The organism is Bradyrhizobium quebecense (assembly GCF_013373795.3).
Classification (GTDB): Bacteria; Pseudomonadota; Alphaproteobacteria; order Rhizobiales; family Xanthobacteraceae; genus Bradyrhizobium; species Bradyrhizobium quebecense.
On sequence record NZ_CP088022.1, the window covers coordinates 7012722 to 7037642 of the forward strand.

At 65.1% G+C, this 24921-nt stretch carries 25 protein-coding genes and 1 tRNA gene; 13 read left to right on the forward strand and 13 right to left on the reverse strand.

Translation table 11 applies throughout. The features are described 5' to 3' along the window. The first annotated feature begins 68 nt into the window (after positions 1-68). Genes HU230_RS33675 through HU230_RS33685 form a run of 3 tightly spaced genes read left to right on the forward strand, consistent with a single transcriptional unit; the run spans position 69 to position 1840 of the window. Positions 69-539 carry an FMN-binding protein gene (locus HU230_RS33675; RefSeq protein WP_176534490.1) on the forward strand — a complete coding sequence of 157 codons (471 nt, stop codon included), beginning with the start codon at positions 69-71 and terminating at the stop codon, positions 537-539. Next, the gene (locus tag HU230_RS33680; RefSeq protein ID WP_176534489.1) at positions 520-1431 is read left to right on the forward strand and encodes an FAD:protein FMN transferase; all 912 of its coding nucleotides are present in this window, start codon (positions 520-522) and stop codon (positions 1429-1431) included. Before HU230_RS33675 ends, HU230_RS33680 begins: the two co-directional genes overlap by 20 nt. Continuing rightward, positions 1421-1840 (forward strand): hypothetical protein, encoded by a 420-nt coding sequence (locus tag HU230_RS33685; protein ID WP_143046786.1) that lies wholly within the window; start codon positions 1421-1423, stop codon positions 1838-1840. Before HU230_RS33680 ends, HU230_RS33685 begins: the two co-directional genes overlap by 11 nt. Positions 1841-1846: 6 nt before the next feature. On the opposite strand, the gene HU230_RS33690 is transcribed toward HU230_RS33685, so the two are convergent. Both HU230_RS33690 and trxA read right to left on the reverse strand, forming a co-directional pair. Then, the gene (locus tag HU230_RS33690) at positions 1847-2521 is read right to left on the reverse strand and encodes an LON peptidase substrate-binding domain-containing protein (protein WP_092121146.1); all 675 of its coding nucleotides are present in this window, start codon (positions 2519-2521) and stop codon (positions 1847-1849) included. A gap of 31 nt (positions 2522-2552) precedes the next feature. Beyond that, a complete protein-coding gene (gene trxA, locus HU230_RS33695; protein ID WP_176534488.1) occupies positions 2553-3473 on the reverse strand; it encodes a thioredoxin in 921 nt (306 codons plus the stop codon). 239 nt (positions 3474-3712) lie between these two features. Here trxA and HU230_RS33700 point away from each other — a divergent pair, with 239 nt between their 5' ends. The 5 genes from HU230_RS33700 (at position 3713) to HU230_RS33720 (ending at position 7235) form a co-directional block, all read left to right on the forward strand. Continuing rightward, positions 3713-4168: an SRPBCC family protein gene (locus HU230_RS33700; protein WP_176534487.1), complete on the forward strand. Its 456-nt coding sequence runs from the start codon at positions 3713-3715 to the stop codon at positions 4166-4168. 160 nt (positions 4169-4328) lie between these two features. After that, positions 4329-4403 (forward strand) — tRNA-Gly (locus HU230_RS33705). 153 nt (positions 4404-4556) lie between these two features. Beyond that, the gene (locus tag HU230_RS33710) at positions 4557-4925 is read left to right on the forward strand and encodes a DUF2865 domain-containing protein (RefSeq protein WP_234600280.1); all 369 of its coding nucleotides are present in this window, start codon (positions 4557-4559) and stop codon (positions 4923-4925) included. A gap of 268 nt (positions 4926-5193) precedes the next feature. Continuing rightward, on the forward strand, positions 5194-6471 hold the full coding sequence (locus tag HU230_RS33715) for a PQQ-dependent sugar dehydrogenase (protein WP_176534486.1): 1278 nt from the start codon (positions 5194-5196) through the stop codon (positions 6469-6471). Positions 6472-6653: 182 nt separating this feature from the next. After that, complete coding sequence (locus HU230_RS33720; protein ID WP_176534485.1) at positions 6654-7235, forward strand: c-type cytochrome; 582 nt, start codon at positions 6654-6656, stop codon at positions 7233-7235. 185 nt (positions 7236-7420) lie between these two features. Here HU230_RS33720 and panE read toward each other — a convergent pair whose 3' ends face one another. The 4 genes from panE to HU230_RS33740 all read right to left on the reverse strand — a co-directional run bounded on the left by panE (position 7421) and on the right by HU230_RS33740 (position 11236). Beyond that, on the reverse strand, positions 7421-8341 hold the full coding sequence (gene panE / locus HU230_RS33725) for a 2-dehydropantoate 2-reductase (RefSeq protein WP_176534484.1): 921 nt from the start codon (positions 8339-8341) through the stop codon (positions 7421-7423). 117 nt (positions 8342-8458) lie between these two features. Beyond that, positions 8459-9064: a 2-hydroxychromene-2-carboxylate isomerase gene (locus HU230_RS33730; protein ID WP_176534483.1), complete on the reverse strand. Its 606-nt coding sequence runs from the start codon at positions 9062-9064 to the stop codon at positions 8459-8461. Between the two features lie 121 nt (positions 9065-9185). Continuing rightward, entirely contained in the window at positions 9186-10535 is a 1350-nt protein-coding gene (locus tag HU230_RS33735; RefSeq protein ID WP_420840816.1) for an MATE family efflux transporter, read from the reverse strand. A 113-nt stretch (positions 10536-10648) separates the two neighbouring features. Continuing rightward, the gene (locus tag HU230_RS33740; protein ID WP_176534482.1) at positions 10649-11236 is read right to left on the reverse strand and encodes a DUF2239 family protein; all 588 of its coding nucleotides are present in this window, start codon (positions 11234-11236) and stop codon (positions 10649-10651) included. Positions 11237-11367: 131 nt separating this feature from the next. Between HU230_RS33740 and HU230_RS33745 the strand changes: the two genes are divergently transcribed. Then, positions 11368-12033: a glutathione S-transferase family protein gene (locus tag HU230_RS33745; RefSeq protein ID WP_176534481.1), complete on the forward strand. Its 666-nt coding sequence runs from the start codon at positions 11368-11370 to the stop codon at positions 12031-12033. 8 nt (positions 12034-12041) lie between these two features. Here HU230_RS33745 and HU230_RS33750 read toward each other — a convergent pair whose 3' ends face one another. Continuing rightward, entirely contained in the window at positions 12042-12467 is a 426-nt protein-coding gene (locus HU230_RS33750; RefSeq protein WP_176534480.1) for a DUF1330 domain-containing protein, read from the reverse strand. 102 nt (positions 12468-12569) lie between these two features. Between HU230_RS33750 and HU230_RS33755 the strand changes: the two genes are divergently transcribed. Beyond that, positions 12570-12905, forward strand: coding sequence for a GIY-YIG nuclease family protein (locus HU230_RS33755; protein WP_176534479.1), 336 nt, complete (start codon positions 12570-12572; stop codon positions 12903-12905). Between the two features lies 1 nt (position 12906). Here the strand turns inward: HU230_RS33755 and HU230_RS33760 are convergent, their stop codons facing one another. The 3 genes from HU230_RS33760 to ggt all read right to left on the reverse strand — a co-directional run bounded on the left by HU230_RS33760 (position 12907) and on the right by ggt (position 17223). After that, complete coding sequence (locus tag HU230_RS33760; RefSeq protein WP_176534478.1) at positions 12907-13803, reverse strand: SDR family oxidoreductase; 897 nt, start codon at positions 13801-13803, stop codon at positions 12907-12909. A 207-nt stretch (positions 13804-14010) separates the two neighbouring features. Next, entirely contained in the window at positions 14011-15309 is a 1299-nt protein-coding gene (locus HU230_RS33765; RefSeq protein WP_176534477.1) for an MFS transporter, read from the reverse strand. A 174-nt stretch (positions 15310-15483) separates the two neighbouring features. Then, on the reverse strand, positions 15484-17223 hold the full coding sequence (ggt, locus tag HU230_RS33770) for a gamma-glutamyltransferase (RefSeq protein WP_176534476.1): 1740 nt from the start codon (positions 17221-17223) through the stop codon (positions 15484-15486). 126 nt (positions 17224-17349) lie between these two features. Here ggt and HU230_RS33775 point away from each other — a divergent pair, with 126 nt between their 5' ends. Further along, entirely contained in the window at positions 17350-18729 is a 1380-nt protein-coding gene (locus tag HU230_RS33775) for an MFS transporter (protein ID WP_176534475.1), read from the forward strand. A 47-nt stretch (positions 18730-18776) separates the two neighbouring features. Here HU230_RS33775 and purH read toward each other — a convergent pair whose 3' ends face one another. From purH to HU230_RS33790, 3 genes are all read right to left on the reverse strand, one after another. Next, positions 18777-20369: a bifunctional phosphoribosylaminoimidazolecarboxamide formyltransferase/IMP cyclohydrolase gene (purH, locus tag HU230_RS33780; protein WP_176534474.1), complete on the reverse strand. Its 1593-nt coding sequence runs from the start codon at positions 20367-20369 to the stop codon at positions 18777-18779. A gap of 219 nt (positions 20370-20588) precedes the next feature. Further along, positions 20589-22340 (reverse strand): heparinase II/III family protein, encoded by a 1752-nt coding sequence (locus HU230_RS33785; RefSeq protein WP_176534473.1) that lies wholly within the window; start codon positions 22338-22340, stop codon positions 20589-20591. Between the two features lie 137 nt (positions 22341-22477). After that, entirely contained in the window at positions 22478-23824 is a 1347-nt protein-coding gene (locus HU230_RS33790) for an RsmB/NOP family class I SAM-dependent RNA methyltransferase (protein ID WP_176534472.1), read from the reverse strand. A 182-nt stretch (positions 23825-24006) separates the two neighbouring features. On the opposite strand from HU230_RS33790, the gene HU230_RS33795 reads away from it, so the two are divergent. Next, complete coding sequence (locus HU230_RS33795) at positions 24007-24234, forward strand: DUF1674 domain-containing protein (protein ID WP_176534471.1); 228 nt, start codon at positions 24007-24009, stop codon at positions 24232-24234. Positions 24235-24274: 40 nt separating this feature from the next. Then, complete coding sequence (locus HU230_RS33800; protein ID WP_176534470.1) at positions 24275-24883, forward strand: thermonuclease family protein; 609 nt, start codon at positions 24275-24277, stop codon at positions 24881-24883. Positions 24884-24921: the final 38 nt, after the last annotated feature.

Here is a 24921-nt window from a genome sequence, read left to right on the forward strand (position 1 = left end):
GATCAGCACGGCCGCGTCGGAGCAAACGCTCCGCGCGCATGACGAAAACGATTGGAGCCAGGTGAGAGATGACGTGGGTTCGATATACACTGCCTGCAGCGGCGATCGTGTCGGTTGCTTCGCCGGCCTATGCCGTTCAGTATCTGTCGATCGAGGAGGCGCAGAAGCAGGCGTTTCCGTCGGCGACGCATTTCACCGAAGTCCAGGCAGGCCGGGTCTGGAAGGCCGAAGCCGGAGGCAAGGTCGCGGGCTTCTTCGTCTTCGACCGGGTGATCGGCAAGCACCTGTTCATCGACTATGCTGTGGCGCTGACGCCGGGCGGCGCAGTGCATAAGGTCGAAATCCTGCAATATCGGGAGTCCTATGGCGGCGAGATCCGGAGTCCGAGCTGGCTGGCGCAATTCGTCGGCAAGACCGGCGGCAGCGCGTTGAAGATCAACGGCGACATCCGGAATATTTCTGGCGCGACACTGTCGTCGACGCATGTCACGGAGGGCGTTAAGAGGATATTGGCCGCCTATGCCAGTCGTCTCCGATAGTCTTCGTCGCGCCCGGCCGCTGCTCGGCACCTTCGTCGAGATCGAGGTCGCGGCTGCCGCCGGACCCGAAACGAATGCCGCCATTAACGCCGCATTCGATGCCGTTGCGCGGGTTCATCGGCTGATGAGCTTTCACGAGCACGACAGCGACGTCAGCCGCGTCAACCGGGATGCCGGCGTCCGGCCGACGCGCGTTCATGCCTGGACGTTCGAGGTCCTGGAGGCGGCGCTCGAGATGCGTCGCCGCTCCAAGGGGGCCTTCGATGTCACCGTTGCGCCGGTGTTGCAAGCCATGGGCCTGCTGCCCGGACCGGGCGGCGGTCGCGTCATCGGGCCGGAACAGAGCCTCGACAATGCGATCGAGCTGCTGCCCGAATTAGCAGTGCGCCTTCGATCACCGTGCATCACGATCGATCTCGGAGGGATCGCCAAGGGCTTTGCCGTCGACCGCGCAGTCGAGGTGTTGCGCGGCTTCGATATTCCGGGCGGGGTAGTAAATGCCGGCGGCGATCTTCGGGTGTTCGGACAGGAACAGCACACGGTCCATCTGCGCGACCCCCGCGACCCGCTCCACTTGCTCGCTCGTATCAAGCTGACTGATCAGGCGCTGGCATCGACCGCACTTCGTTTTGATTTGGTCGACGGAGCGCCTCCGGGCACTTCGGCAATCATCGATCCCGCCACGGGCAATCCGACCAACGTCGCGATCGGCGCTACGGTCTGCGCGCCCTCATGCATGATCGCCGATGCGCTGACGAAGGCTGTCATGATCTCGGGGACCGATGCCGGCGACCTGCTTGAGCATTACAAGGCAAGTGCCTTGCTGATCTCGACCGACGGCGACGTTCGGATCACTTCCGACTGGCCTCAGGCGGTGCATCTTGCGGCTTAAACGTTCATTTCGCTATTCGATGTACGCGACGTTCGGAGCGTTGTTATTGACGGGCGCCGGTTGGCTGGTGGCGGATTGGCAAAAGAACGTTGCCGGCGACGAGATATGGCAGCAGGCCGCCGCCAATTTATTGATGGTTCATGGCGGGGTCGCCATGCTGGCGCTGTTAACGCTGGGCGCCCTCATCCCCGTGCATCTGCTGCGCGCGTGGCGGAGCCGGAAGAATCGCATTTCGGGATCGATCATGGCGGCGTTCAATGCGGTCCTGATCGTGACCGCCTTCGGGCTCTATTATCTTGGATCCGAGGAGGTGCGGCCCTGGATGAGTTGGATCCACCTCACAGCGGGATTTGCCCTCTCCCTGATGTTTCCGCTTCACATCTGGCTGGGCCGACGAGAGTTGCGGTGAAGCGCCTCATTGCACCGGCGGGTCGCCGGAGGTGCGCTTCTTGGCGAGGTCCATCTCGGTGACGGCGATCAGGATCTCGGCGCGGGTCTTCAGGTCGGGCGCCTCGAGCATCGCCTGCTTCTCGGCCGGACCATAGGGCGACATCATCGCCAGCGCATTGACCAGCGCCTCGTTCGGCGCGGATTCGATGCCTTCCCAGTCGACCTTCAGATTGTTGGCTTCCAGGAAATCCGCCAGCACCTCGAGCAGCGCCTTGCGATCGACGGCGTCCTCGCCCTTGCGCGCGGTGAAGTCGCCGGCGAAGGAGAAGAAGTCGACCTTGCACTGCCGGTACGGCGTCTGCACTGTCAGCTCCTCGACCACCTTGAAGCGCGCGACGCCGGTCAGTTCGAGGATGTAGCGGCCGTCCCCGGATTCGGCGAGCTGGGTGATGCGGCCGACGCAGCCGACGCGGAACAGCGCCGGCTTCGCCTCCTTCTGCGAATGCGCCACGTCGGGCTGGATCATGCCGATCAGGCGGTGACCGTCGCGCAGCGCGTCGTCGATCATCGCGAGATAACGCGGCTCGAAGATGTTGAGCGGCATCTGGCCGCGCGGCAACAGCAGCGCGCCCGGCAGCGGGAACACCGGGATCACCTCGGGGAGCTCGCCGGGCCCGCGATATTCGGCATTGATCGGCATCTGCGGTCCCGCTGCTGTGACGGGGCGTGCGTTACGAGAATAGAATCGTCGACAACCGCCTGCGCCCCTCGACGGTTGCCTCATCGGTGCCGCCCCACGCCTCGAAGAACTGCACCAGCTGCTTGCGCGCGCCGTCGTCGTTCCACTTGCGGTCACGCTTGACGATCGCGAGCAGCTGCTCGGTCGCCTCCGTGCGCTTGTTCATGGCATTGAGCGCGGTCGCGAGATCGAATCGGGCCTGATGGTCGAGCGGGTTTGCCGCGACTTTCTGTTCCAGCTCCGCGATCGGGCCGACCGACTGGGCCTGTTCGGCAAGATCGATCGCCGCCTGCACCGCCTTCACCGCGGCATCATTGCGCTTGGATTCCGGCACCATCGCGAGCGTCTGCTTGGCCTGTTCGACCGCGCCCGACGTGACGTAGCACTTGGCGAGGCCGGCCAGCGCCGCGATGTTGGTGGCGTCGTGCGCAAGCACCTCGGCATAGGTCTGCGCCGCACCCTCGACGTCGCCCTCGGCCAGCACGGCGTCGGCCTCGGCCAGGATCTCCGCAAGATTGGGCTCGCCGGCGGCGGGCACGCCCTTGGTGATCTTCTCGATGAAGGCGTTGATCTGGCTCTCCGGCACCGCGCCCATGAAGCCATCGGCGGGCTGGCCGCCCACGAAGGCGATCACGGCCGGGATCGACTGGATGCCCATCTGGCCGGGGATCTGCGGATGCTCGTCGATGTTCATCTTGACCAGCTTGACCCGGCCCTTGGCGTTGCGAACCGCCTTTTCCAGCATTGGGGTGAGTTGGCGGCACGGACCGCACCACGGCGCCCAGAAGTCGATCATGACCGGCTGGCGGCGCGATTCCTCGATGACGTCCTTGACGAAGGTCTGGGTCGTCGTCTCCTTGATCAGATCGGGCGCTGCCTCGGGCGTGGGGCCGCCCTGCTCCATTATCGTCACGTTGTCCTCGCCTTGGTCTTCTGAGGTCGGAAAAATACGGGGGCGTTCTAGCACGCTCCGGACGGCGTGTTCAGCCGTTCTGTCAGCCTAGAGCATGATCCCGGAACATGCTCCGTAGATGGCGGTTGGCCGGCAAAATTCAATCGCTCGCCGCCCGGCCTGTTCCATCGGAGATCGGGTGGGTTTGAGGTCCGGAACGGCCGACGATGGCGCTCCTTCATGGCAACAGGGGATCGCCCATGGCAAAGGCCTATTACAGCACCGTGTACGAGCAGCCGGCCGGCGAGGTCTGGAAAATCATCCGCGATTTCAACAATTACCCGGTCTGGGTCCACGGTGCGGGCACCAGCGAGATCGAGGACGGCAAGTCCGGCGACACGATCGGCGCCGTGCGCAACGTCCTGTACCGGGAACGGCGGATCCGGCAGCGGCTGCTCGCACAGTCCGACGTCGAGCGCTTTCAGACCTACGAATTTGCCGGTCCGCCTACCCTTCCGATGACGGACTTCAGCGCGACCCTGCGGGTGACCCCGGTGGTCGACGGTGACCGGGCCTTTATCGAATGGTGGGCAGTGTTCGATTGCGACGCGGACCGCCGCGTCGAGCTGGTGCAGAAGCTGACCGGCTGGTTCGAGACCTGGCTCGAATCGCTCCGGGATGAGATGGCTCTGAGGCTGGTTCCGGCCGAAACATAAAAAGAAATCGTCGCGACGACCGGTTTCGGCCGATTCGGGGTCAATTTTTAAGGAAACCGTGCGATTTCGTGAAGTTCGGACCGCGCTCTTGTGTTGCATTCACAGACAGCATTTGGCATAGGTCTGCCGTTGCCGGCGAGTGATCGCCGCCATTTCGGATGCGGGTGTAGCTCAGTGGTAGAGCACGACCTTGCCAAGGTCGGGGTCGAGGGTTCGAGCCCCTTCGCCCGCTCCAAAATATCTCGCTGACCGAGCTGACAGTCTGATGAAGGCCCGCCCGTTGGTGCGGGCTTTTTGCTGTTCGGACGGTTTTGCAGTTCAGGCAGCGCCGTGATCTCGCGGTCAAGATGCCGCGGCCCGCGACGGCCGCTTCTTCCCGCTGCCGCGCGTGAATGCGGCGGCGGATGTCGGGACCTGCGAGGCGGTCTGCCCCGCCGCCGAGGTGAAGCTGCATTCCGGCTCCGATATCGACAGCGCCGGAACCGAAGCGGGCGAGACCGACAAGACGCGCGCAAATGCATTCCGATTCCAGCGCGAGATCGTGCCGCAATGCGCGTGCAGCGCCGGCGCGTCCACCGGACTGTCACCGATTGCGATCGAGGACGACATGATGCTGCGGACCGGCGACATCATCGCCGCCGATGACGGCTTCAGGATCGCAGCAATCTCCAGCGGGCAGAAACGCAGCGTGTTGTTCAGGCCGCTGTCGAAAGCCGAGGCGCAGGCGCTTGGCCTTTCGCGCCTCTCGTCGCGATAGACGCGATCGCGAGCGTTAGCTTCGTTTGAATATCACGCTGCGGTGCAGAATGCCTTGTTATCAGGCAGTCAGCGCAGGAAAATTTCGTCTCAAATTTCGTCTCAACTTGTTTTGACGCAGCGCACACCCGAGCATGCGCTTTTCAGCGTCGATGGATGTGCTACCATTTTGCCGTCTGACCTACCTCACAGACCGCCACCATCATCTCTCAAGGCGTTCAAAATCAATAACAGGCAAGCTGCAACGGCTTGCGTAGGGGAGTGACGCGATGAAATCGGCTTTCAATCGATCCATACTTGCGTTCGCGGCGATCGCGCTGCTGGCGGGGACAACCTTCGCCAATGCGCAGCAACAAACCGACAAGAACCGGGCGCTGAAGAAGTACGAATCCGGTACCAAGGAATTCTGGACCCATCCGCCGGATGACTGGTTCCTCGGCGACGAGACCGAAGCGCAGAAGGGTCTTGCCCCGCCGTCCGGTCCGCCGACCGGCGCATCCGACGCCGAACTCGCCACCATGATGAAGAAGATCAAGCTGCCGCCGGGCTTCAAGATCGAGGTCTATGCCTCGAACGTGCTCGCGGCGCGGCAGATGGCCTGGGGCGACAAGGGCACGCTGTTCGTCGGCTCGTTCGGCCTCGGCAACGTCTATGCGATCAAGGACAACAACGGCAAGAAAGAGGTCAAGACCATCCTGAAGGGCCTCAACATGCCGACCGGCCTCGCGTTCCGCGATGGCGCGCTGTACGTCATCGCGGTCGACAAGCTGATCAAGTACGACAATGCCGAAGCCAATCTCGACAATCTCGGCAGCGGCAAGGTGGTGTATGACGACATGCCGTCGTATGCGGCGCATGGCTGGAAATACATCGCCGTCGACAAGGACGGCTGGTTCTACATTCCATTCGGACCTCCCTTCAACATCGGCATCCCGCCGACCTCGGTGTCGCAGATCCGCCGCGTCGACCCCAAGACCGGCAATGCGGAGATCTGGGCGCTCGGCGTGCGCAACTCGGTCGGCGGCGACGTCGATCCGCGCACCGGCAAGTACTGGTTCACCGAAAACGCCCGCGACTGGATCAGCGACGATCTGCCGAGCGACAAGCTCAACATGATCTCGAAGATCGGCGAGCATTTCGGCTATCCCTATTGTCACCAGGGCAACCTGCCGGACACCAAATTCGCGATGGGTCACAAGTGCTCGGAGTTCACCCCGCCGGTCTACAATCTCGGCGCCCACGTGGCTCCGCTCGGCATGAAGTTCTATACCGGCAGCCAATTCCCGGCCGAATACAAGAACAGCATCCTGATCGCCGAGCACGGCTCCTGGAACCGGCACAAGTATCAGGGCGGCCGCATCGTGAAGATCACCGCGAGCCCCGACGGCAAGAATGCCAAGCAGGAGATCTTCGCTTCCGGCTGGATCGAGGGTGACCAGGGCTATCTCGGCCGTCCCGCCGACATCCTGCTCGACAAGGATGGCTCCATCCTCGTTGCCGACGACTGGGCCGGTGCGATCTATCGCATCAGCTACAGCAAGAAGTAACGGTTGAAGGCCAAGAGGCTGCGGTGGCCACGAGGCGGCCGCAGCCTCTGTTGTGATCGGCCGCGGAACCACCTCGTCATGCCCGGACTTGATCCGGGCATCCATCCAAACCAAGAAACCCTTCTTCAAGCCAGATGGATTGCCGGGTCGAGCCCGGCAATGACACGCGGAGAAAACTGGCAATGCGCCTTTTGTCATTCGGAATGCTGTTCGCGTCAGCGATCGCGATGACTTCCCTTGCCCAGGCCGCCGACGTCGCCGCCGGCAAGGCGAAGGCCGAAATCTGCGCCGGGTGTCATGGCGACAACGGCATCTCGCAGACCGAGAATATTCCCTCGCTGGCCGGCCAGCTCGACCAGTTCATTCAATGGCAGCTGGTGTTCTTCCGCGCCGGTGCGCGCAAGAACGAGCAGATGCAGCCGATCGTCGAGCAGCTCAACAATGACGACATCCGCAATCTCGGCGCCTATTTCGCCTCGCTGACGCCGTTCAAGGGCGGCAAGGACGACAATCCGGAATTGTCCGAAAAGGGCAAACAGGCCGCGGCCGGCCGCCGCTGCGCCTCATGCCACACCGATACCTTTGTCGGTACCAAGGCGGTCGCGCGCATCGCCGGCCAGCGCGAGGAATATCTCGTCAAGGCGCTGCATGACTACAAATCGGGCGTACGCTCCGGCGGAGCGCAGGCGGCGATGGCCGATGTGGCGTATCCGCTGAGCGACGAGGAGATCACCGCGCTCGCGCATTATCTGGCGCATTTGTGAGAGGGCGCTCGCGCTTTCTTATCCTCCCCTGGAGGGGGAGGATCGGCGCGAATGAAATGAGCGACGAGGTGGGGTGACGGTCTCTCCACTCGAACAGTGCCCGTGTTGAGAGATCACCCCACCCCGTCTCACATTCCGCTTCGCTTCATGTGAGCCGACCCTCCCCCTCCAGGGGAGGGTGAAGGCTAGCCAACCCGCTGCTTCTCATACGCCTTGAGATGCGTATAGGCCGTGCGCAGCTTCGGCACGGGGATCTTGGCGGCATCGGCGCGGACGATCAGGTCGCCGATCACGTGATCGGCTTCGACCGGCAGCCCCGCCTTGATGTCGCGGAACATCGATGCGGTCATCGGCGAGCCTTCGGTGGTCAAGAGCCCGCGGGTGCGCTGGAAGAACGGGCCGCCCGGCGCGTGGCCGGCATCGGCCGCGATCGCGCTGCATTCGTCGAGGATGCCGAGCAGGAAATCCTGGCCGCCGGGCGCGGCCAGGATGTTGCCGACCGAGGTCCGCATCAGGCTGGTGGAAGCGGCGAGCGACGCCAGGAACACCCACTTCTCCCACATATCCTGCATCACGTGCTCGCTGGCGGCCGCACCGTTGATCGCGGAGAAGGTCTCGGCGATCGCGCGCACCCGGTCCGACAGGCCGCCGGCGCGTTCGCCGAAGCCGAGCGACTGCATCGGCTGCAGCTGCACCACTTCGCGCTTCTCGTTCAGCGTCGCCGCGATCGCGCAGAGACCGCCGAGCACATGCTGAGCGCCGAATTTCTTGTCGAGCGCATCGAGATGCAGCATGCCGTTAAGCAGCGGGATGATTGCGGTCTTGTCGCCGACACCAGGCGCAAACGACTTGATCGCATCCTCGAGATCGAACGCCTTGCAGCTCAAGAGCACGACGTCGAATTTGTCCGAGAGCTTGTCGGCCTGCACGGTCGGCGGATTGTTCAAGGTGACATCGCCGTTCGGGCTCTTGATCACGAGCCCGGCGGAGGCGAGCTCGGAGGCGCGGCGGGGCCGGACGAGAAATGTGACGTCGCGGCCGGCCTGAAGCATCCGGCCGCCGAAATAACCGCCGATCGCACCGGCGCCGACCACGAGAACACGCATGGGAATTTGTCCTTCTTTGTTGTTGCCCGGGAAGCGAGCGAAGTGCGAATGGGTAATGGCGACTAGATAGGAATGCTGTTCGACTATTCGCTACCCGCTATTGGCCAACTGCTCATCTCACTTTCCCGACACCAGTTCCTCGACTTCGCGCAGCTGCTCCTTGCCGAAGAAGATCTCGTTGCCGACGAAGAAGGTCGGCGAGCCGAATGCGCCGCGCTCCACGGCGGCCTGGGTGTTCGCGATCAGCTTGGCTTTCACGTCGGCGTCCTGGGCGCGGGCGAACAGTTTGGCGGCGTCGAGGCCGGAGGCGGCGATGGCTTTGCCGGCTACTTCGGGATCATCCATCTTCTTCGGCTCGACCCACATGTGGTGGAAAGCCGCCTCGATGTATTTCTCGAACACGCCTTCGAACTGGGCGGCGACCGCCGCGCGCATCAGGTTCAGCGTATTGACCGGGAAGAACGGGTTCCAGACGTAGGGCCTGACGTTGAAGCGCTTGAGGAAGCGCTCGGTCTCGATCTTCATGAACTCGGGCTTGTTCTTGACGCCCGCCAGCGTCTCGGCCGGCGACTTGTTGTTGGTGGCCTTGAAGATGCCGCCGAGCAGGATCGGGACATATTCGAACTTGACGCCGGTGCGTTGCTCGATCGCCGGGATCGCCTCGTGGCTGAGGAAGGCGTTGGGGCTGCCGAAATCGAACAGGAATTGCGGATTCTGGCTCACGGCGGTCTCTCCCTCGGCCTGTCTGGTTTGGGCTTGTTTGGCTTTTCTCGAGCATGGGCCTGCTGCCGCAGGCGCCATCAGGAGAATATGATACTCATCATGTGAGCCGCGGCGCGCGATGTCAAATCAGCCGCTTGATGGTCTGCTTGCGCCATACCAGGGCGTAATAGGCCATCTGCAGCACGAACATGGTTGCGAAGGTGGCGGGATAGGCGATCCAGATGCCGCTGATGCCGACCGCCCGGCTGAGCAGGATCGCGACCGGCACCTCGACCAGCGTCATGGCCAGGATCGAGATGAACAGCGGCATCCACACCGTGCCGCCGGCACGCATCGCGCCCGAGAACACCGTCGCCATGCCGAACAGCACCATGCTCCACAGCACGATGTAAAGAAGCTGCTGCGCCAGCGCGAGCACGGCGCCGTCGACGATGAAGAAACCCATCAGCGGCCGCGCAAAGAGATAGCCGAGCACCACCAGTCCGCCGGTCAGTGCGAGGTTCATCTCGATCCCGGTCCGGACGATGGCGCCGACCCGGTCGGAATCGCCGCGGCCGATCGCCTGTGCGCCGAAGATCGACACGGATATGGCGATCGAGATCGCCGGAAACTGCACATAGCCGATCACCTGGTTGACCGCGCCATAGGCGGCGGTGGCCTCCGAGCCGAACCCGTTGACGAGGCCGAGCAGCACCAGTTCGGCGAGCGAGACCACCACCATGCCGATCGCGGTCGGAATGCCGAGCCGCAGCACGATGCGCAGAAGGGCGCCGTTCGGCCGCATCGCGCGCAGGAACGCGGCGTCGAAGGCCAGCGGATGCTTGCGCCGCAGCATGTGGATATGCAGCCACAGCAGCGTCACCACGCCCGAGATCGCGGAAGCAACGGCGGCACTGGCCACGCCCAGCATCGGCAGGCCGAGCCAGCCGCGGATCAATGCGGGCGTCACCACGAGGCCGACGACGGTCGAGACCGTCAGCGCCACCAGCGGCGTCACGGTGTCGCCGACGCCGCGCATCATCGCGGCGAGCAGTAGGAATGCGAAGGTTACCGGCATCGTGATCATCATGATCCGGGCATAGGACACCGCGGCGTCGAGGACGTCTGGTGGCGTGGCGAGCGCGATCAAGAGCGGGCGGGCGAACAGGCCGCCTGATATCGCAATCGCGAGCGCCAGCAGCAGCGTCACGGTCATGGTCGTGCCGGCAACCGCCTTGACGCGGTCGGGCTCGCCGGCGCCCCAGGCCTGGCCGATCATGACCGAGGCGCCCGCGCTCAGGCCGATCACGAAGGAGATGAAGAAGAACATCACCGGAAAGAACACCGACGCAGCGGCGAGCGCGTCGACGCCGATCATCTGGCCGAGATAGATGCCATTGATGGTGCCGAACAGCGACTGCAGTACATTGCTCAGCAGCATCGGCGCCAGGAACGACAGGAAGGCTTTGCGTAAGGAGGGAGGATTGGACACGTTCAACTTCCAAAAATCGAGACCGTCAGGACGGCGGCGGGCTGGGTCTGCGGTTCTGCTCTGAACGCCGAACCACCGATCCGCGACCGCCACCTCTTTCGCGCGAAAGCGCGTCAGTCCGCCTGATCGCTATAGGCGAGCCGGATCGCGTGATCTCGGATATCGGCCGGCCAGTCCGCGATCAGGGTTGCAAAGCGCCGCCGGTCATGCGCGAACAGGGCACGGATCGCGTCCTCGTAGTTTGGCCGGTTGCCGGCCATCGTTGTCATGAAGCGATAGGCGGCATCCTGGGCGCGGCGCGTGCGGTCCTTGTCGCCGCTCGCGCGCCGCGCCTCGTCGATCAGCTTGCGGATCGCAACCGATGCGCCGCCCTTCTGCTGGGCGAGCCAGTCCCAATGACGCGGCAAGAGCGTGATCTCGCGCGCGACGACGCCAAGCTTCGGCCGTCCCGGACCGCGCGGCGCGGTTGGCGTTGCCGGTTCCTCGTCGCGCGGAGGCGCGAGCTTCGGCAGCCGCGCCAGCACGTCGTCGACCGAGCCGCGGAAATCGATATCGACCAGCGCCGAGGTGCGGCCGTTGAACACCAGGACCGCGGCATCCTTGCGCCGGTCAAGCAGCTGCTTGGCGGCGCGTGCAACCTCCGGGAGGTCACCGGCTCCGATGCGATGCTCGCCTTCGAAGGCGACATAGGCAGGATTCATGGTAGACCTCATCGATTGCGCGACGTATTGCCCGGGTCATTTCCAGCAAGCACGGCGCGTGGATCTCGACTTTCCCGTTCCCGGCTGGCACCACACGCCGCCCGATTGCGCCGACATTTCAGAGGACGCCCATGCTGACGGTTCATCATCTCAACAATTCCCGCTCGCAGCGCGTGCTGTGGCTGCTCGAGGAATTAGGCGTGCCCTACGAGATCGTGCGCTACCAGCGGCAGCCCGACATGCGGGCGCCGAAGGAGCTGCGCGCGATCCATCCGCTCGGCAAGTCGCCTGTCGTCACCGACAATGGCAACACGATCGCGGAATCCGGCGCGATCCTCGAATACATCATCGCGACCTACGGCAACGGCCGCCTGATCCCGCAGGCCGATACGCCGGAGCGGCTGCGCTACACCTATTGGCTGCACTATGCCGAAGGCTCGGCGATGACGCCGCTGCTCTTGAAGCTGCTGTTCACGCTGATGCCGAAGCGCGCGCCGGCGCTGCTGCGGCCGCTGGTGCGCAAGGTGTCGAATCAGGCGCTTTCCACGCTGGTCAATCCGCAGCTCAAGCAGCACATGGCCTATTGGGAAGGCGAGCTCGGCAAGAGCGAGTGGTTCGCCGGCAACGAATTCTCCGGCGCCGACATCCAGATGAGCTTTCCACTGGAGGCGGCCGCTGCGCGTGGCGGGCTCGCGGACGGCCACCCGAAATGTGTTGCCTTCCTCGAGCGCATCCACGCGCGCCCGGCCTACGCGCGGGCGCTCGAGAAGGGCGGGCCGTACGAGGTTGGCCGCTAGCATCTCGGTCATCGCGGCAACTCGACCAGCGGCAGCAGCCGTGAATCGGCCAGCGCCGCCGTGCGGTGTCCGATGCCGGCGAGGTAGGCTTCCGCCACCGCGAAGGCGAGGAACGCGCCGCGGCCCTTCTGCCGGATCAGCATCGCGCGATCCCAGCGCTCGCCCTCGGGCCCGATCAGGAACGAGCCGCCTTCACCCATGAACAGGATGTCGCCGCCGCTCTTCCGCAGATGCGACAGCGTGTGCGCGACATAGCGGTCGTAGGCTTCCGCACCCGTGACCGGGTGCGGCGGGGCCAGCTCCGGGCTTTGCGAATAGTCGGCGATGTCGCGGAAGCGCAGCAGGTTGAGCATCACCAGCTCGCCGGTGATCTCGCGCTGGGCAAAGTCGCGCCCGGCATTCCACGTCGGCTCCAGATGGCAGGTGGTGTCCATGTCAGCTCGTCCTATTCGCGTTCGATGCGATGTTTTATCCGGGTGTAATTGCCTTGTCAATAATACCCGGATATAATTGGTGCCGATACGACAGGAGCCGCCATGAAGACCGAAGACCGCAAGCTGGCCATTGCCGACTACAAGAAGCGCGCTGCTGTGGCCGGCGTGTTCGCGATCCGCTGCCGCGCGACCGGGGAGGTCTGGGTCGGGCAGGCGCTCGATCTGGAGAAAATCCAGAACCGCATCTGGTTCACGCTGCGGATGGGCAGCCATGGCAATGCCGAGCTGCAGCGCGCCTGGTCGGCGCATGGCGCGGACAATCTCTCGCTCGAAACGCTGGAGCGGATCGAGGACGAGGAGCTTGCCTATGTCCGCGATACGCTGCTCAAGGAGCGCGTGCAGCATTGGCGCGCGCAGCTCAACGCGTCGGCCGTCTAGATTAACGCGACGTCTGCGCACCGCCCGCCGACGGCAACGGCTGCACGGTGACGCCGGGCGGCGGCACGTCGTCGTCGGGCACGAAGAAATCCGACATCAACGGCACCGAGGGATCGACGCGATAGCGCTCGAAGTCGCGCACGCCGTTGGCGTAGAGCACCTTGTCGTCGATGCAGAAATTGCCGGTGAACTCGCGCGATGGCCGCGTGACGATCGCATAGGCCGCATCGCCCATGATCTCCGGCGTGCGGCTGGCGCGCATCATGGCATCGCCGCCGAGCAGATTGCCGACCGCGGCGGTTGCGATCGTGGTGCGCGGCCACAATGCGTTGACCGCAATGCCGGCGGATTTTTGCTCACCGGCCAGTCCGAGCACGCACATGCTCATGCCGAACTTCGCCATCGTATAAGCGGTCGAATGCTCGAACCACTTGGTCTTCATGTCGAGCGGTGGCGACAGCATCAGGATGTGCGGATTCTCCGCCTTCTTCAAATGCGGGATGCAGTATTTCGACACCATGAAGGTGCCGCGGGTGTTGATCCCCATCATCAGATCGTAGCGCTTCATGTCGGTTGCCTGCGAATTGGTCAGGCTGATGGCGCTGGCATTGTTGACGCAGACGTCGATGCCGCCGAATTCGGCGACGGTGGCTTCGATCGCCGCCATCACCTGCGCCTCGTCCCTGATGTCGCAGATCACCGGCAGCGCCTTGCCGCCGGCGGCGCGGACCTCGTCGGCGGCGGTGTAGATCGTGCCCTTCAGCTTCGGATGCGGCTCGGCGGTCTTCGCCGCGATCGCGACATTGGCGCCGTCACGCGCGGCGCGCAGCGCGATCGCAAGCCCGATGCCGCGGCTCGCACCCGAGATGAACAGCGTCTTGCCTTTGAGCGATGTCATCTGTTGGCTCCTCCACAGTTAGGGATGCACCATGTCAGGCTCCCTCTCCCCTTGTGGGAGAGGGTTGGGGGTGAGGGGTATCCCTCCACACGACAAACCGTGTGGATGGACCGCGACCCCTCACCCGGATTGCATCTTCCGATGCAATCCGGCCTCTCCCACAAGGGGAGAGGCAAAACTGAGCAAGCTGAGGGTTCGCGCTCAATGTTACCCACCCGCATGCAGCACGCGCCCGCGCGTTTCCGGCAGCGCGTAGGCGGCGATGAAGAACACGGCGTAGGCCGCCACCGCAAAGATCGCGATCGCGTTAGCCAGCGTGGTCGTGGTCGAGAGCGCGCCGACCAGGAACGGAAACAGCGCGCCGACGCCGCGGCCGAAATTGTAGCAGAAGCCCTGGCCGGAGCCGCGCAGCCGGGTCGGGTAGAGCTCGGTCAGGAACGCGCCCATGCCGGAGAAATAGCCTGAGGCAAAGAAGCCGAGCGGGAAGCCCAGCACCCACAGCACCTCGTTGGACAGCGGCAATTGGGTATAGAGCAGCACGATCGCGATGGCGCCGAGCGAGAAGATCAGGAACAGATTGCGCCGGCCGATCCGGTCGGCGAGCCAGGCGCCGACCAGATAGCCGATGAAGGAGCCGATGATCAGCGTCGCGAGATAGCCGGTCGAGCCGACCACCGAGAGCTTGCGCTCGGTGGTGAGGAAGCGCGGCACCCAGAAGGTGACGGCGTAATAGCCGCCCTGCATGCCGGTGCCGACCAGCGAGGCCAGCAGCGTGGTCTTCAGGATCGGTCCCTGGAAAATCTCCCACAATGCGGCGGGCCCGCTGCCGGATGCCTGCTGCTGCGCCATCGTCGCGGCGGAGATCTCCGGCTCGGTGACATAGCGGCGCAGGTAGAACACCAGCAGCGCCGGCAGCGCGCCGATCACGAACATCCAGCGCCAGGCGTTCTCTGGCGGCAGGATCGAGAACAGGATCGCCTGCGCCAGCACCGCAAGGCCCCAGCCGATCGCCCAGCCCGATTGCACCGAGCCGACCGCGCGTCCGCGATATTGCGGCCGGATCGCTTCGCCGATCAGCACCGCGCCTGCCGCCCATTCGCCGCCGAAGCCCAAGCCGAGCAGCGCGCGGGCGATCAGGAGCTGGTCGAAATTCTGCACCACGGCGCAGACCAGCGAGAAGAACGAGAACCAGATGATGGTGAGCTGCAGCGTCTTGACCCGCCCGATCCGGTCGGAGAGATAGCCGCCGAGCCAGCCGCCGACGGCGGAAGCCAGCAGCGTCACGGTGCCGGCGAGGCCGGCAGTGCCGGCATCGACCTTCCACAGCGTGATGATGGTGCCGATCACCAGCGGATAGATCATGAAATCCATGCCGTCGAGCGTCCAGCCCGAGGCGCAGGCCCAGAACGTGCGCCGCTCCGGCAGGTTCATGTCGCGATAGAAGGCGAGGAGACTGGTGTCCTCGATCTCTGCGACTTCGATCGTTTTGGATTCGGCCGTGCTCATGCGCGTTCCCCGGAGAAATCTTTCACCGGCTGTTTGCGATCCGCGGCCGGAGTTGCGCGGACCGCCAATCTATCGCGATGTTGCAGGCCGGGCAAAGCCGCGTTTGCCCATCTAGGTCTTTAGTTTGAGCATGATCTTTTCGGAAAACCGCTTCGCACTTTTCCGGATCAAGCTCTAGTATCCGGCCGCTTCCGAGCCGCGTGTCCGTGGATCGGGCGCACCGAGCAGACCACTGGTCGTGACGACGATCGAGTTCGCGGAGGAGTAGCCGAGCGGCTCGACCGGTTTGTGGCCCTTGGCGCGCAGCTCGGCGAGCACCTCGTCGGGAAAGCCGCGCTCGATCCGCACCTCGTCGGGCAGCCATTGATGATGCATGCGGGGCGCGGCGACCGCGGCCGCGATGTCCATCTTGTAGTCGATGACGTCGACGATGATCTGCGTCACCGCGGAGATGATGCGGCTGCCGCCCGGCGATCCCGTCACCAGCACGGGCTTGCCGTCCTTCAGCACGATGGTCGGCGACATCGACGACAGCGGGCGCTTGCCCGGCCCCGGCAGATTGGCCTCGAAGCCGACCAGGCCGAAAGCGTTGGAGGCGCCGGGCGCGGCGGTGAAATCGTCGAGCTCATTGTTGAGCAGCACGCCGGTGCCGTCGGCGACGAGGCCGACGCCGTAGGGGAAGTTCAGCGTGTAGGTGTTGCTGACGGTGTTGCCGTTGGCGTCGACGACCGAATAATGCGTGGTGTTGTCGCCCTCGTGCGGCTGCTTGGCGTTGCGGACATCGGTCCAGGGCGTGGCGCGGGCAAGGTCGATGGTCGCGCGCTGCCTGGCGGCATAGTCCTTGTCGATCAGCAATTGCGTCGGCGCGTCGACGAAGGCGGGATCACCAAGATAGCGGGCGCGATCGGCATAGGCCCGCTTCATCGCCTCGATCATGACATGCAGCGAGGCGGCCGAGCCCTGCTTCATGTCCGACATCGGAAAGCCTTCGAGGATGTTGAGGATCTCCAGCAGCACGACGCCGCCGGAGGACGGCTGCGGCATCGAGACGATGTCGAAGCCGCGATAGGTACCGCGGATCGGCGTACGGATCACCGGCTGATAGGCTCTCAGATCCGCGAGCGTAAAGATGCCGCCGGCATTCCTGATCCCGCTGACAAGCTTTTCGGCGACCGCGCCCTCGTAGAAGCCACGCGGTCCCTGCTCGGCAATTGCCGTCAGTACGCCAGCGAGATCGCCCTGGATCAGGCGGTCGCCCTCATGCAGCGGCGTGCCGTCGGCATGCGAGAACGTCTTGGCCGAGTTCGGCCAGCGCGACATGCGGCGATACATGTCCGACAGCGTGTCCGACGTGTCGTCGGTGACGATGAAGCCGTCGCGGGCCAGATCGATCGCGGGCTTGACGATCTGCGCCAGCGTGAACTTGCCGGAGCCGTATTTCTCCAGCGCCAGCGCAAGGCCCGCGACCGTGCCGGGAACGCCGATCGCGAGCGCGGAATTGCGGGACTTGTCCGGGTCCGGCTTGCCGTCGGCGTTCAGGAACATGTCGCGCGACGCGGCCTGCGGCGCGGTTTCGCGATAATCGATTGCGACATCTTCGTTGCGGCCGGCGAGATGGATCACCATGAAACCGCCGCCGCCGATATTGCCGGCGCGCGGATAGGTCACCGCCATTGCAAAGCCGGTCGCGACCGCGGCGTCGACGGCGTTGCCACCTTGCCGCAGGATGTCGGTGCCAACCCGCGCCGCCAGCTTCTCCTGCGCCACCACCATGCCGTTTTCGGCGCGAATGCTTTGAATCGTACTGGTGGCTGAGGGCTCGTAAGCGCGCCGCTGCACCTGACCGAGGGCGGGAGTCGCGATGCCGATCACGAGGAGAGCGGCAAACAGCCGTCGCGACATCGTTGGCGCCATCGAAATGTCCTGCCCTGTTCATCGCCGTATCAGCAAAATCGGCCCATGCTATATGGGAACGGATTGAAGCGGCGAAAGCCTGCCTGCGGTTCGAGTTGGGGAATATCTTTCGCGATGACGGCAACAATGCAGACGGGCACTGAACATGCGAAGGCCTGCACCAACGTCTATCCTGGCCGCGCAGCCGTCGTCAGCTGGATCTTCTTCGACTGGGCCGCGCAGCCCTATTTCACGCTGATCACGACCTTCGTGTTCGCGCCATATTTCGCGAGCTTCGTTGCGCCCGATGCCGCGAGCGGGCAGGCGCTGTGGGGCTTTGCCACCGCAGCCGCGGGACTGGCGATCGCGCTGTTGTCGCCGGTGCTGGGTGCGATCGCCGATGCCAGCGGCCGGCGCAAGCCGTGGATCGCTGTTTTCGGCGCGCTGCTGGTGATCGGCTCGAGCGCGATGTGGATCGGCAAGCCCGGCAATCCCGACATCATCCCGGCGCTGCTGCTGGCCTATGCGATCGCGAGCGTCGGCGTCGAGTTCGCGACCGTGTTCAACAATGCGATGATGCCGACGCTGGTGCCGCCGGACCGGATCGGGCGGCTCTCCGGCACCGGCTGGGCTACCGGCTATGTCGGCGGCATCCTGAGCCTCGTGCTGGTGCTCGGCTTCCTCGCCGCCAACGCCGAGACGGGCCGCACGCTGTTCGGCTTCACGCCGCTGTTCGGTCTCGATCCGGTCATGCATGAAGGCGACCGCATCACCGGGCCGCTGACCGGGCTGTGGTTCATCATCTTCGTGACGCCGATGTTCCTGTTCACGCCGGACTATCCGGCGAAGCGCCCGATGCGCGCGGCGCTCGGCGAAGGCCTGCGCGAGCTCAGGGAATCACTGGTGAGCCTGCCGAAGCAGAAATCGCTGGCGCGGTTCCTGCTGGCCAACATGATCTACACCGACGGGCTGGTCTCGCTGTTCACGTTCGGCGGCATCTATGCCGCCGGCACGTTCGGCTGGGACACGATCCGGATCGGCACCTTCGGCATCATCCTGGCAGTGGCGGGGGCGTTCGGTGGCTGGCTCGGCGGCAAGCTCGATGATGCGTTCGGGCCGAAACGCGTGATCACCGGCAGCCTCGTGATCCTGCTGTTTGCGATCGTCGTGATCCTCACGGTGAACAAGGATTCCATCCTGTTCATCCAGGTCGCGCCGCCGGTGCCTGGCGCTCCGCTGTTCGCGGGCGCCGCCGAGCGCGCCTATATCGTGCTGGGTTGCCTGATCGGCGCCACCGGCGCGCCGCTCCAGGCAGCCTCGCGCTCGCTCCTGATCCGGCTCGCGCCGAAGGATCGCATCGCGCAGTATTTCGGACTGTTCGCGCTCACCGGAAAGGTGACGTCGTTCATCGGCCCGCTGTTGATCGGCGCGATCACGGCAGCGACCGCGAGCCAGAAATACGGCATGGCGGTGCTGGTGGGGTTCTTCGTGGTGGGGCTGGCGCTGTTGGCGAAGGTGCGCGGATAACTCGCCGCCGTCGTCCCGGCTTTCGCCGGGACGACCGTGCTGAGAGTTTAGTGCCTAAAATGCCGCACGCCGGTGAACACCATGGCGATGCCGTGCTCGTCGGCGGCCTTGATCACCTCGTCGTCGCGCATCGAGCCGCCGGGCTGGATCACCGCCGTCGCGCCGGCCTCGATGCAGGCGAGCATGCCGTCGGCGAACGGGAAGAACGCGTCGGAGGCGACCACCGACCCCTTGGTCAGGGGTTCTGCGAGCTTCAGCTCGGCTGCCGCATCGAGCGCCTTGCGCGCGGCGATGCGTGCGGAATCGACCCGGCTCATCTGGCCGGCGCCGATGCCGACGGTGGCGAGATCCTTGGCATAGATGATGGTGTTCGACTTGACGTGCTTGGCGACACGGAAGGCGAATTTGAGATCGCGCAGCTCGGCATCGGTCGGCGCGCGCTTGGTCGCAACCTTCAAATTCATGTCCTCGACGACCGCATTGTCGCGGCTCTGCACCAAGAGGCCGCCGGCAACGGTCTTGGCGGTGAGCCCGATCGCGCGCGCGTTCGGCAGCCCGCCTGCAAGCAGCAGGCGCAGGTTGCGCCGGCCTGCGATGATCGAGATCGCCTCTTCGGTCGCATCGGGTGCGATGATCACCTCGGTGAAGATGCCGATGATGGCGCGCGCAGCATCTGTATCGAGCTTGCGGTTGACCGCGATGATGCCGCCATAGGCCGAGGTGGAATCACAGGCGAGCGCGCGGGCATAGGCGGTCGCAAGATCCGGACCCTCGGCGACGCCGCAGGGGTTGGCATGCTTGACGATCACGCAGGCCGCGGTGCGCTGCGGATCGAACTCGCCGACGCACTCATAGGCCGCGTCGGTGTCGTTGATATTGTTGTAGGACAGTTCCTTGCCCCGCAGCTGGCGTGCGGTCGCAACGCCCGGCCGCTTCTCCGGCGTGGCATAGAATGCCGCGGTCTGGTGCGGGTTCTCGCCATAGCGCAGCGACTGGATCAGCTTGCCGCCGAAGGCGCGGAAGTCCGGTGCCTTGGTGTCGAGCTGCACGGCGAACCAGTTCGAGATCGCGGCGTCATAGGCCGCGGTGCGGGCATAGGCCTTGGCCGCGAGCCGCCGGCGCAGGCCGAGCGAGGTCGCGCCCTTGTGCGCGGCGAGCTCGTCGAGCACGGCCTGATAATCCTGCGCCTCGACCACCACGGCGACGTCGTCATGGTTCTTCGCCGCGGCGCGGATCATCGCGGGGCCGCCGATGTCGATATTCTCGATGCACTCCTCGAAGCCGGCGCCTTTGTCGACGGTGGCCTCGAACGGATAGAGGTTGACCACCAAGAGGTCGATCGGCGCGATGCCATGCGAGGCCATCGCCGCGGCATGTTCCTTGTTGTCGCGGATCGCGAGCAGGCCGCCATGCACCTTCGGATGCAGTGTCTTGACCCGGCCGTCCATCATCTCCGGGAAACCGGTGAGCTCGGAGACGTCCTTGACCTTGAGCCCGGCCGCCGCGATCGCCTTGGCGGTGCCCCCGGTCGAGACCAGCTCGACGCCATGGTCGGAAAGCGCCTTGGCGAAATCGATCAGTCCGGTCTTGTCGGAAACGGACAACAGAGCGCGGGTCACGCGGCGAAGCTGTTCGGTCATTGAGGAAATCCCTGGCTGTTAAGGCAGCCGGGTAGCATGGTTTTGTGCCATACGAAACCGGTCCGTGGGACCGAATCCCCGCAAATTGACCCCGTCATCCTGAGGTGCGAGCCCTTGCGAGCCTCGAAGGATGCGCGGCCCGGCTGGCGGCCGTCGACCCTTCGAGACGCGCGCCAGTGCGCGCTCCTCAGGGTGACGGTCCGGCGGCGGACGGTCAGGCTACAGCGGCAGTTCCGGCTCGCGGCGGGCGTTGCGGCGGGCGTTGGTGGCGGTGGCCGAGGTCGAGGAGCGCACGAAGCTCCAGCGGATGGTAGCGGCCTGCCTTGCGTTCTGCCGGATCACGATCTGCGAGGTGCGGCGCGGGCCGTCATTGCCGGCCAGGAAGACGCTGTCCTCGAGGTCGACCTTGTCGTCCATCGCCTCGAAGGTCCAGACGTCGCGGTTGGGCAGCACCAGCATGACGCCGCGGGCATCCGACAGCCGGCTCGCCTTCACCGAGGGGTGCAAATGGAAGCGCAGCGCGAATTCGGCCTCGCTGCCCTTGATGCGGCCGCCGGGTGCCGGCGACAGCGAGTCTTCGCCCTCCATCCGGGTGCCGTCCTGGGCGATCATCAGCACGCGGCGGTGGATGACGCCGAAGCGGGAGAGATAGCCGTCATGCGAGGCGGTCAGCACGTCGCCGTCGGGGATGGCTTCGCGGTAGCTCTCGACATTGCCGGGCCCGCTGGTGACCGGCGCGCCGCGCAACAGCCGCTTCATCGCCGACAGCTCGACGAACTGGCACGACGAGGTGTCGCGATAGGTCAGCGTCGAATGCGCCGCGGTGGAGCGCGCGAACGGCCGCCAATTGTCGCGCCCGGTGTTCGGCATGCCGCAATTGACGACGATGCGGCTGACCCCGGAGGAGAGCTCGAACGACAGGCAGCCGGCGTGCGCATCCTGGCTGACGCTTGCCGGTGGCGGTGGACCGGTGTCGATGATCAGGGTCATGTTGCCGGCATCGAGGCGCTGGAAGCCGGTGTGCGGCATGCTCGCCATCGGCACGCCGCGGGTGTCGTCATAGGCGAGCAGCGTCGCGACGAGATCGGAGGGCGCGGTGCTCATGCCGTTGAACAGCGCGAAGCTGCCGTCGCCGTGCCGGAAGAAGCGCAGCATCGGCATCATGCGGTCGATCGCGTTGAGCAGTGCCGGCGGCGGCGCGATATTCCGTGCAGCAAAGGTCTGCCGCAGCGGCAAGAGATCGCTGAGCAGCTCGACCAGCGCGCCGGGATTGCGCGAGATGTGGCCGCCATCGGGCAGGATCTGGCGCTGCAATTCGTCCGACAGCCTGCGCGTGGCCGATTTGATGTTGCGCGCCTGGTTGGCGAGGCAGAGCGAGGCGTAGCACAGCGCGATCAAGACCTGCAGGCGCGGAACGCCGTCATTCTCGTGCGTGGAGTGGCGCAGATAGCGGATCTCGCGCGCCAGCCCGCGCAGATACTTGCGGTAGAATTTTCCGTCGGTGTCGCCGAGCACCAATGGCGCCTGCGACAACAGCGAGATCACGCGCCGCGCGCGCACGTCGGCGCGCCGCTCCAGCGGCCGCTTGCGGGCCTGGTTGGAAATCCAGTCGTCGACCAGCGAGCGGGCATTGGCGCGGGTCAGCGCGGTGTCGGCGGCGCGCAGATGACGCAGCCAGCCGAAGCCGAGCAGGGCGGCTTCCCAATCCTCCGATGGCGGTTCGAGATCGAAGATCGAGCGGCCGTGGCAGGTGACGATCTTGCCGGCGAACACGAATCGCCCGGCATAGATCTCGGCCGCGCGGGTGGCGTCGGCGGTCCGGAGGTCGTGCGGCGCGATGATCAGCCGGTCGGTGCGGCCGGGCCAGAGCCGCGACAGCGCCACCGTGCTCCCGCTGGCGCGTGCGAGCATGCTGCGGGCAAACCGGCCAGCAATCAGCGTCGAGATGCGTCTGCTTTGAGCGACCGACACGCCTAACCTTGCGGGGAGGGAATTTTCAACGAATCCTTATTTAATCCGGAAACGCGCCCAAGACACCTTCTTGATAAACAAGACACCCTCTTGATACCGCACGAATCACTTCGAGCTTAGAAGACTGAAGTTTAAAATCAGGATTTAACCAGCCGGGCGGCGTAAAAGCCGTCCAGCCCGCCCAGCCGCGGGTCGGCGTTGGGCAAATGGCTGGGCAAGGTACGCAAATCGCCGTCGGCGGTGATGATGTCGTCGAGGCCGGCGACCTCGCTTGTCTCGACCGGCGCACGGCGCAGGCCTGATTCGCTCGCCAGCAGCGCGGCGATCGCGTGCTCGCCTTCCTCCGGCTCCAGCGAGCAGGTGCAGTAGACCAGGGTGCCGCCCGGCTTCAGCAGATTGGCGGCCTTATGCAGGAGCCGCTTCTGCAGGGCCGTCAGCGCGGCGATGTCGCCTTCCTGGCGCAGCCAGGCGACGTCGGGATGGCGGCGGATGGTTCCCGTCGAGGTGCAGGGCGCATCGACCAGGATAGCATCGAAGCTCGCGGCTTCCGCCGGCCATTCGGCGGCGTCGGCGACGACAGTTTCCGCCTGCAACGCCAGCCGTGTGAGATTGTCGCGCAGCCGCGCGACCCGCGCCGGCGAGCGGTCGACCGCGGTGACCTGTGCGCCGGCCAGCGCGAGCTGGGCCGTCTTGCCGCCGGGCGCCGCGCAGAGGTCCGCGACCCGCTTGTCCTTGATGTCGCCGAACAGCCGCACCGGCAGCGCGGCGGCGGCGTCCTGCACCCACCATTGGCCTTCGGCAAAGCCCGGCAGCATGGTCACGGAACCCTGCAGCAGCGTGCGCACGGTTCCCGTCGGCAATATCTCGCCATGCAGGCGGCTCGCCCATTGCGGCGCGTCGGACTTCACCGTGAGATCGAGCGACGGCTCATGGCCGAGCGCCAGCGCCATGTCGCGCGCGGTGGCTTCACCGTAATGCGCATTCCAGCGCGCCAGCATCCATTGCGGCAGATCCAGCGTCTGCGGGCTGATCTCGTCGATCAGGCCCTGGCCCTCGCGCGCGCAGCGGCGCAGCACGGCGTTGACCAGCCCGGCATATTTCGCCGCGCGCCGGTCCGACTGCACCAGCCGCACCGAGAGATCGACCGCGGCATGGTCAGGCACGTCCATCCAGAGGATCTGCGCGGCGCCGATCAGGAGCGCGCTCTGCGCGCGCGGCGCATCGGTCGGGACGCCGCGGTCGAGCAGGCGCGACAGCACATGGCCGAGCGTGCCGAGCTTGCGCAGGATGGTCGACACCAGCCGGCGCATCAATGCGCGGTCGCGATCGGCCAGCGATTTCAGGCCGGGATGCGCGCCGGCGCCGTCGAGCTGATCGTCGAGCGTGCGGTGCTTATGCAGCACGCCGTCGAGGATGTCGGCCGCGATACGGCGCGCCGCGAGACCGGGGACTTCGGCAGGAACTGCAAATCTTGAAGGAGGCATGGAGCGGAAATATCTCGAAGGTGCTGAGTTACATTCGGCTCATGCCATCAACTCGAAAACACCACTGGCATGCGAATATGCCAAATGTAAGAATCGTCTTGCGGGATTTCTCGTGATGCCGTCACTGAGCCAACACCAAGATAAGAAACTCGCAGGCAGAAAGTTTTGCCAAGAAGGCCCCAATGTCTGAGAAATCGCCATCGCCATTGCCGCCGGAACCCGCACCGCGCAAGCCGCTGACGCCGGCCGCGCAGCGCGCGCTCGCCGAGGCTGCGGCGCGGCGCAAGGCTGCCGAGGAGGTCGCTGCGAAGGAGGCGGCCGCGCGGCCGAAGGAATTCCAGGGCCCGAAGGGACCGGAACCGACGCGTTACGGTGATTGGGAGACCAAGGGCATCGCCTCGGATTTTTGAGCGTCTTGCCTGACGATCCGACTCAGACCAGTCTGGGAATATGTCCCCATACGAGAGAATAAATCCTTATCGTGGGACGGGACGTCCGCCCTTTCGCCGCTCACCCTGGGGCCGCCGCGTCTCGGCAGCGCTGCCGTGGGTGTTCGTGCTCGGCATTGCCGTCGGCAGCACGCTGCCGATCCGCCGATGGGCGCCTCAATGGATACCCTTGCCGCCGCACTGGTCGTTGAGCCGGTCGCGCGATGCCGAAATGATCTGGCAGCGGGCCGGCGCGCCCGACGCTCGCCATTCTGTCGATGTCATCAGGACGATCGATGGCGACACGTTCGAGGCGCGGGTGCATCTCGCGCCGGGACCCGATCTGTACACGCGGGTCCGGCTGCGCGGCATCGATGCGCCGGAGCTGAAGGCGTCGTGCGCGCGCGAACTGCAAATGGCGCAAGCAGCCACGGTGGCGCTGCGCCATCTGCTCGGCCAGGGCGATGTCGCGATCTACAATATCGGGCCCGACAAATATCAGGGTCGCGTCGTCGCCGACGTCGCGACGAAGAAGACCGACAACGTCTCCGCCGCGCTGCTCGCGGCCGGGCATGCCCGCGCCTACAATGGCGGCCATCGCTTCGGCTGGTGCGGAAATTTTGCCCGCTAAGTGTTATCGGCGCGATAACGCAGGACAGCCAAACAAAA

Bases quoted from the DNA above. Each gene is read 5' to 3' on its own strand.
- HU230_RS33675 (WP_176534490.1), top strand. From the start codon at position 69: ATGACGTGGGTTCGATATACACTGCCTGCAGCGGCGATCGTGTCGGTT.
- HU230_RS33680 (WP_176534489.1), top strand. From the start codon at position 520: ATGCCAGTCGTCTCCGATAGTCTTCGTCGCGCCCGGCCGCTGCTCGGC.
- HU230_RS33690 (WP_092121146.1), bottom strand. From the start codon at position 2,521: ATGCCGATCAATGCCGAATATCGCGGGCCCGGCGAGCTCCCCGAGGTG.
- HU230_RS33700 (WP_176534487.1), top strand. From the start codon at position 3,713: ATGGCAAAGGCCTATTACAGCACCGTGTACGAGCAGCCGGCCGGCGAG.
- HU230_RS33715 (WP_176534486.1), top strand. From the start codon at position 5,194: ATGAAATCGGCTTTCAATCGATCCATACTTGCGTTCGCGGCGATCGCG.
- HU230_RS33720 (WP_176534485.1), top strand. From the start codon at position 6,654: ATGCGCCTTTTGTCATTCGGAATGCTGTTCGCGTCAGCGATCGCGATG.
- panE (WP_176534484.1), bottom strand. From the start codon at position 8,341: ATGCGTGTTCTCGTGGTCGGCGCCGGTGCGATCGGCGGTTATTTCGGC.
- HU230_RS33740 (WP_176534482.1), bottom strand. From the start codon at position 11,236: ATGAATCCTGCCTATGTCGCCTTCGAAGGCGAGCATCGCATCGGAGCC.
- HU230_RS33745 (WP_176534481.1), top strand. From the start codon at position 11,368: ATGCTGACGGTTCATCATCTCAACAATTCCCGCTCGCAGCGCGTGCTG.
- HU230_RS33750 (WP_176534480.1), bottom strand. From the start codon at position 12,467: ATGGACACCACCTGCCATCTGGAGCCGACGTGGAATGCCGGGCGCGAC.
- HU230_RS33755 (WP_176534479.1), top strand. From the start codon at position 12,570: ATGAAGACCGAAGACCGCAAGCTGGCCATTGCCGACTACAAGAAGCGC.
- HU230_RS33760 (WP_176534478.1), bottom strand. From the start codon at position 13,803: ATGACATCGCTCAAAGGCAAGACGCTGTTCATCTCGGGTGCGAGCCGC.
- HU230_RS33765 (WP_176534477.1), bottom strand. From the start codon at position 15,309: ATGAGCACGGCCGAATCCAAAACGATCGAAGTCGCAGAGATCGAGGAC.
- ggt (WP_176534476.1), bottom strand. From the start codon at position 17,223: ATGGCGCCAACGATGTCGCGACGGCTGTTTGCCGCTCTCCTCGTGATC.
- HU230_RS33775 (WP_176534475.1), top strand. From the start codon at position 17,350: ATGCAGACGGGCACTGAACATGCGAAGGCCTGCACCAACGTCTATCCT.
- purH (WP_176534474.1), bottom strand. From the start codon at position 20,369: ATGACCGAACAGCTTCGCCGCGTGACCCGCGCTCTGTTGTCCGTTTCC.
- HU230_RS33790 (WP_176534472.1), bottom strand. From the start codon at position 23,824: ATGCCTCCTTCAAGATTTGCAGTTCCTGCCGAAGTCCCCGGTCTCGCG.
- HU230_RS33795 (WP_176534471.1), top strand. From the start codon at position 24,007: ATGTCTGAGAAATCGCCATCGCCATTGCCGCCGGAACCCGCACCGCGC.
- HU230_RS33800 (WP_176534470.1), top strand. From the start codon at position 24,275: ATGTCCCCATACGAGAGAATAAATCCTTATCGTGGGACGGGACGTCCG.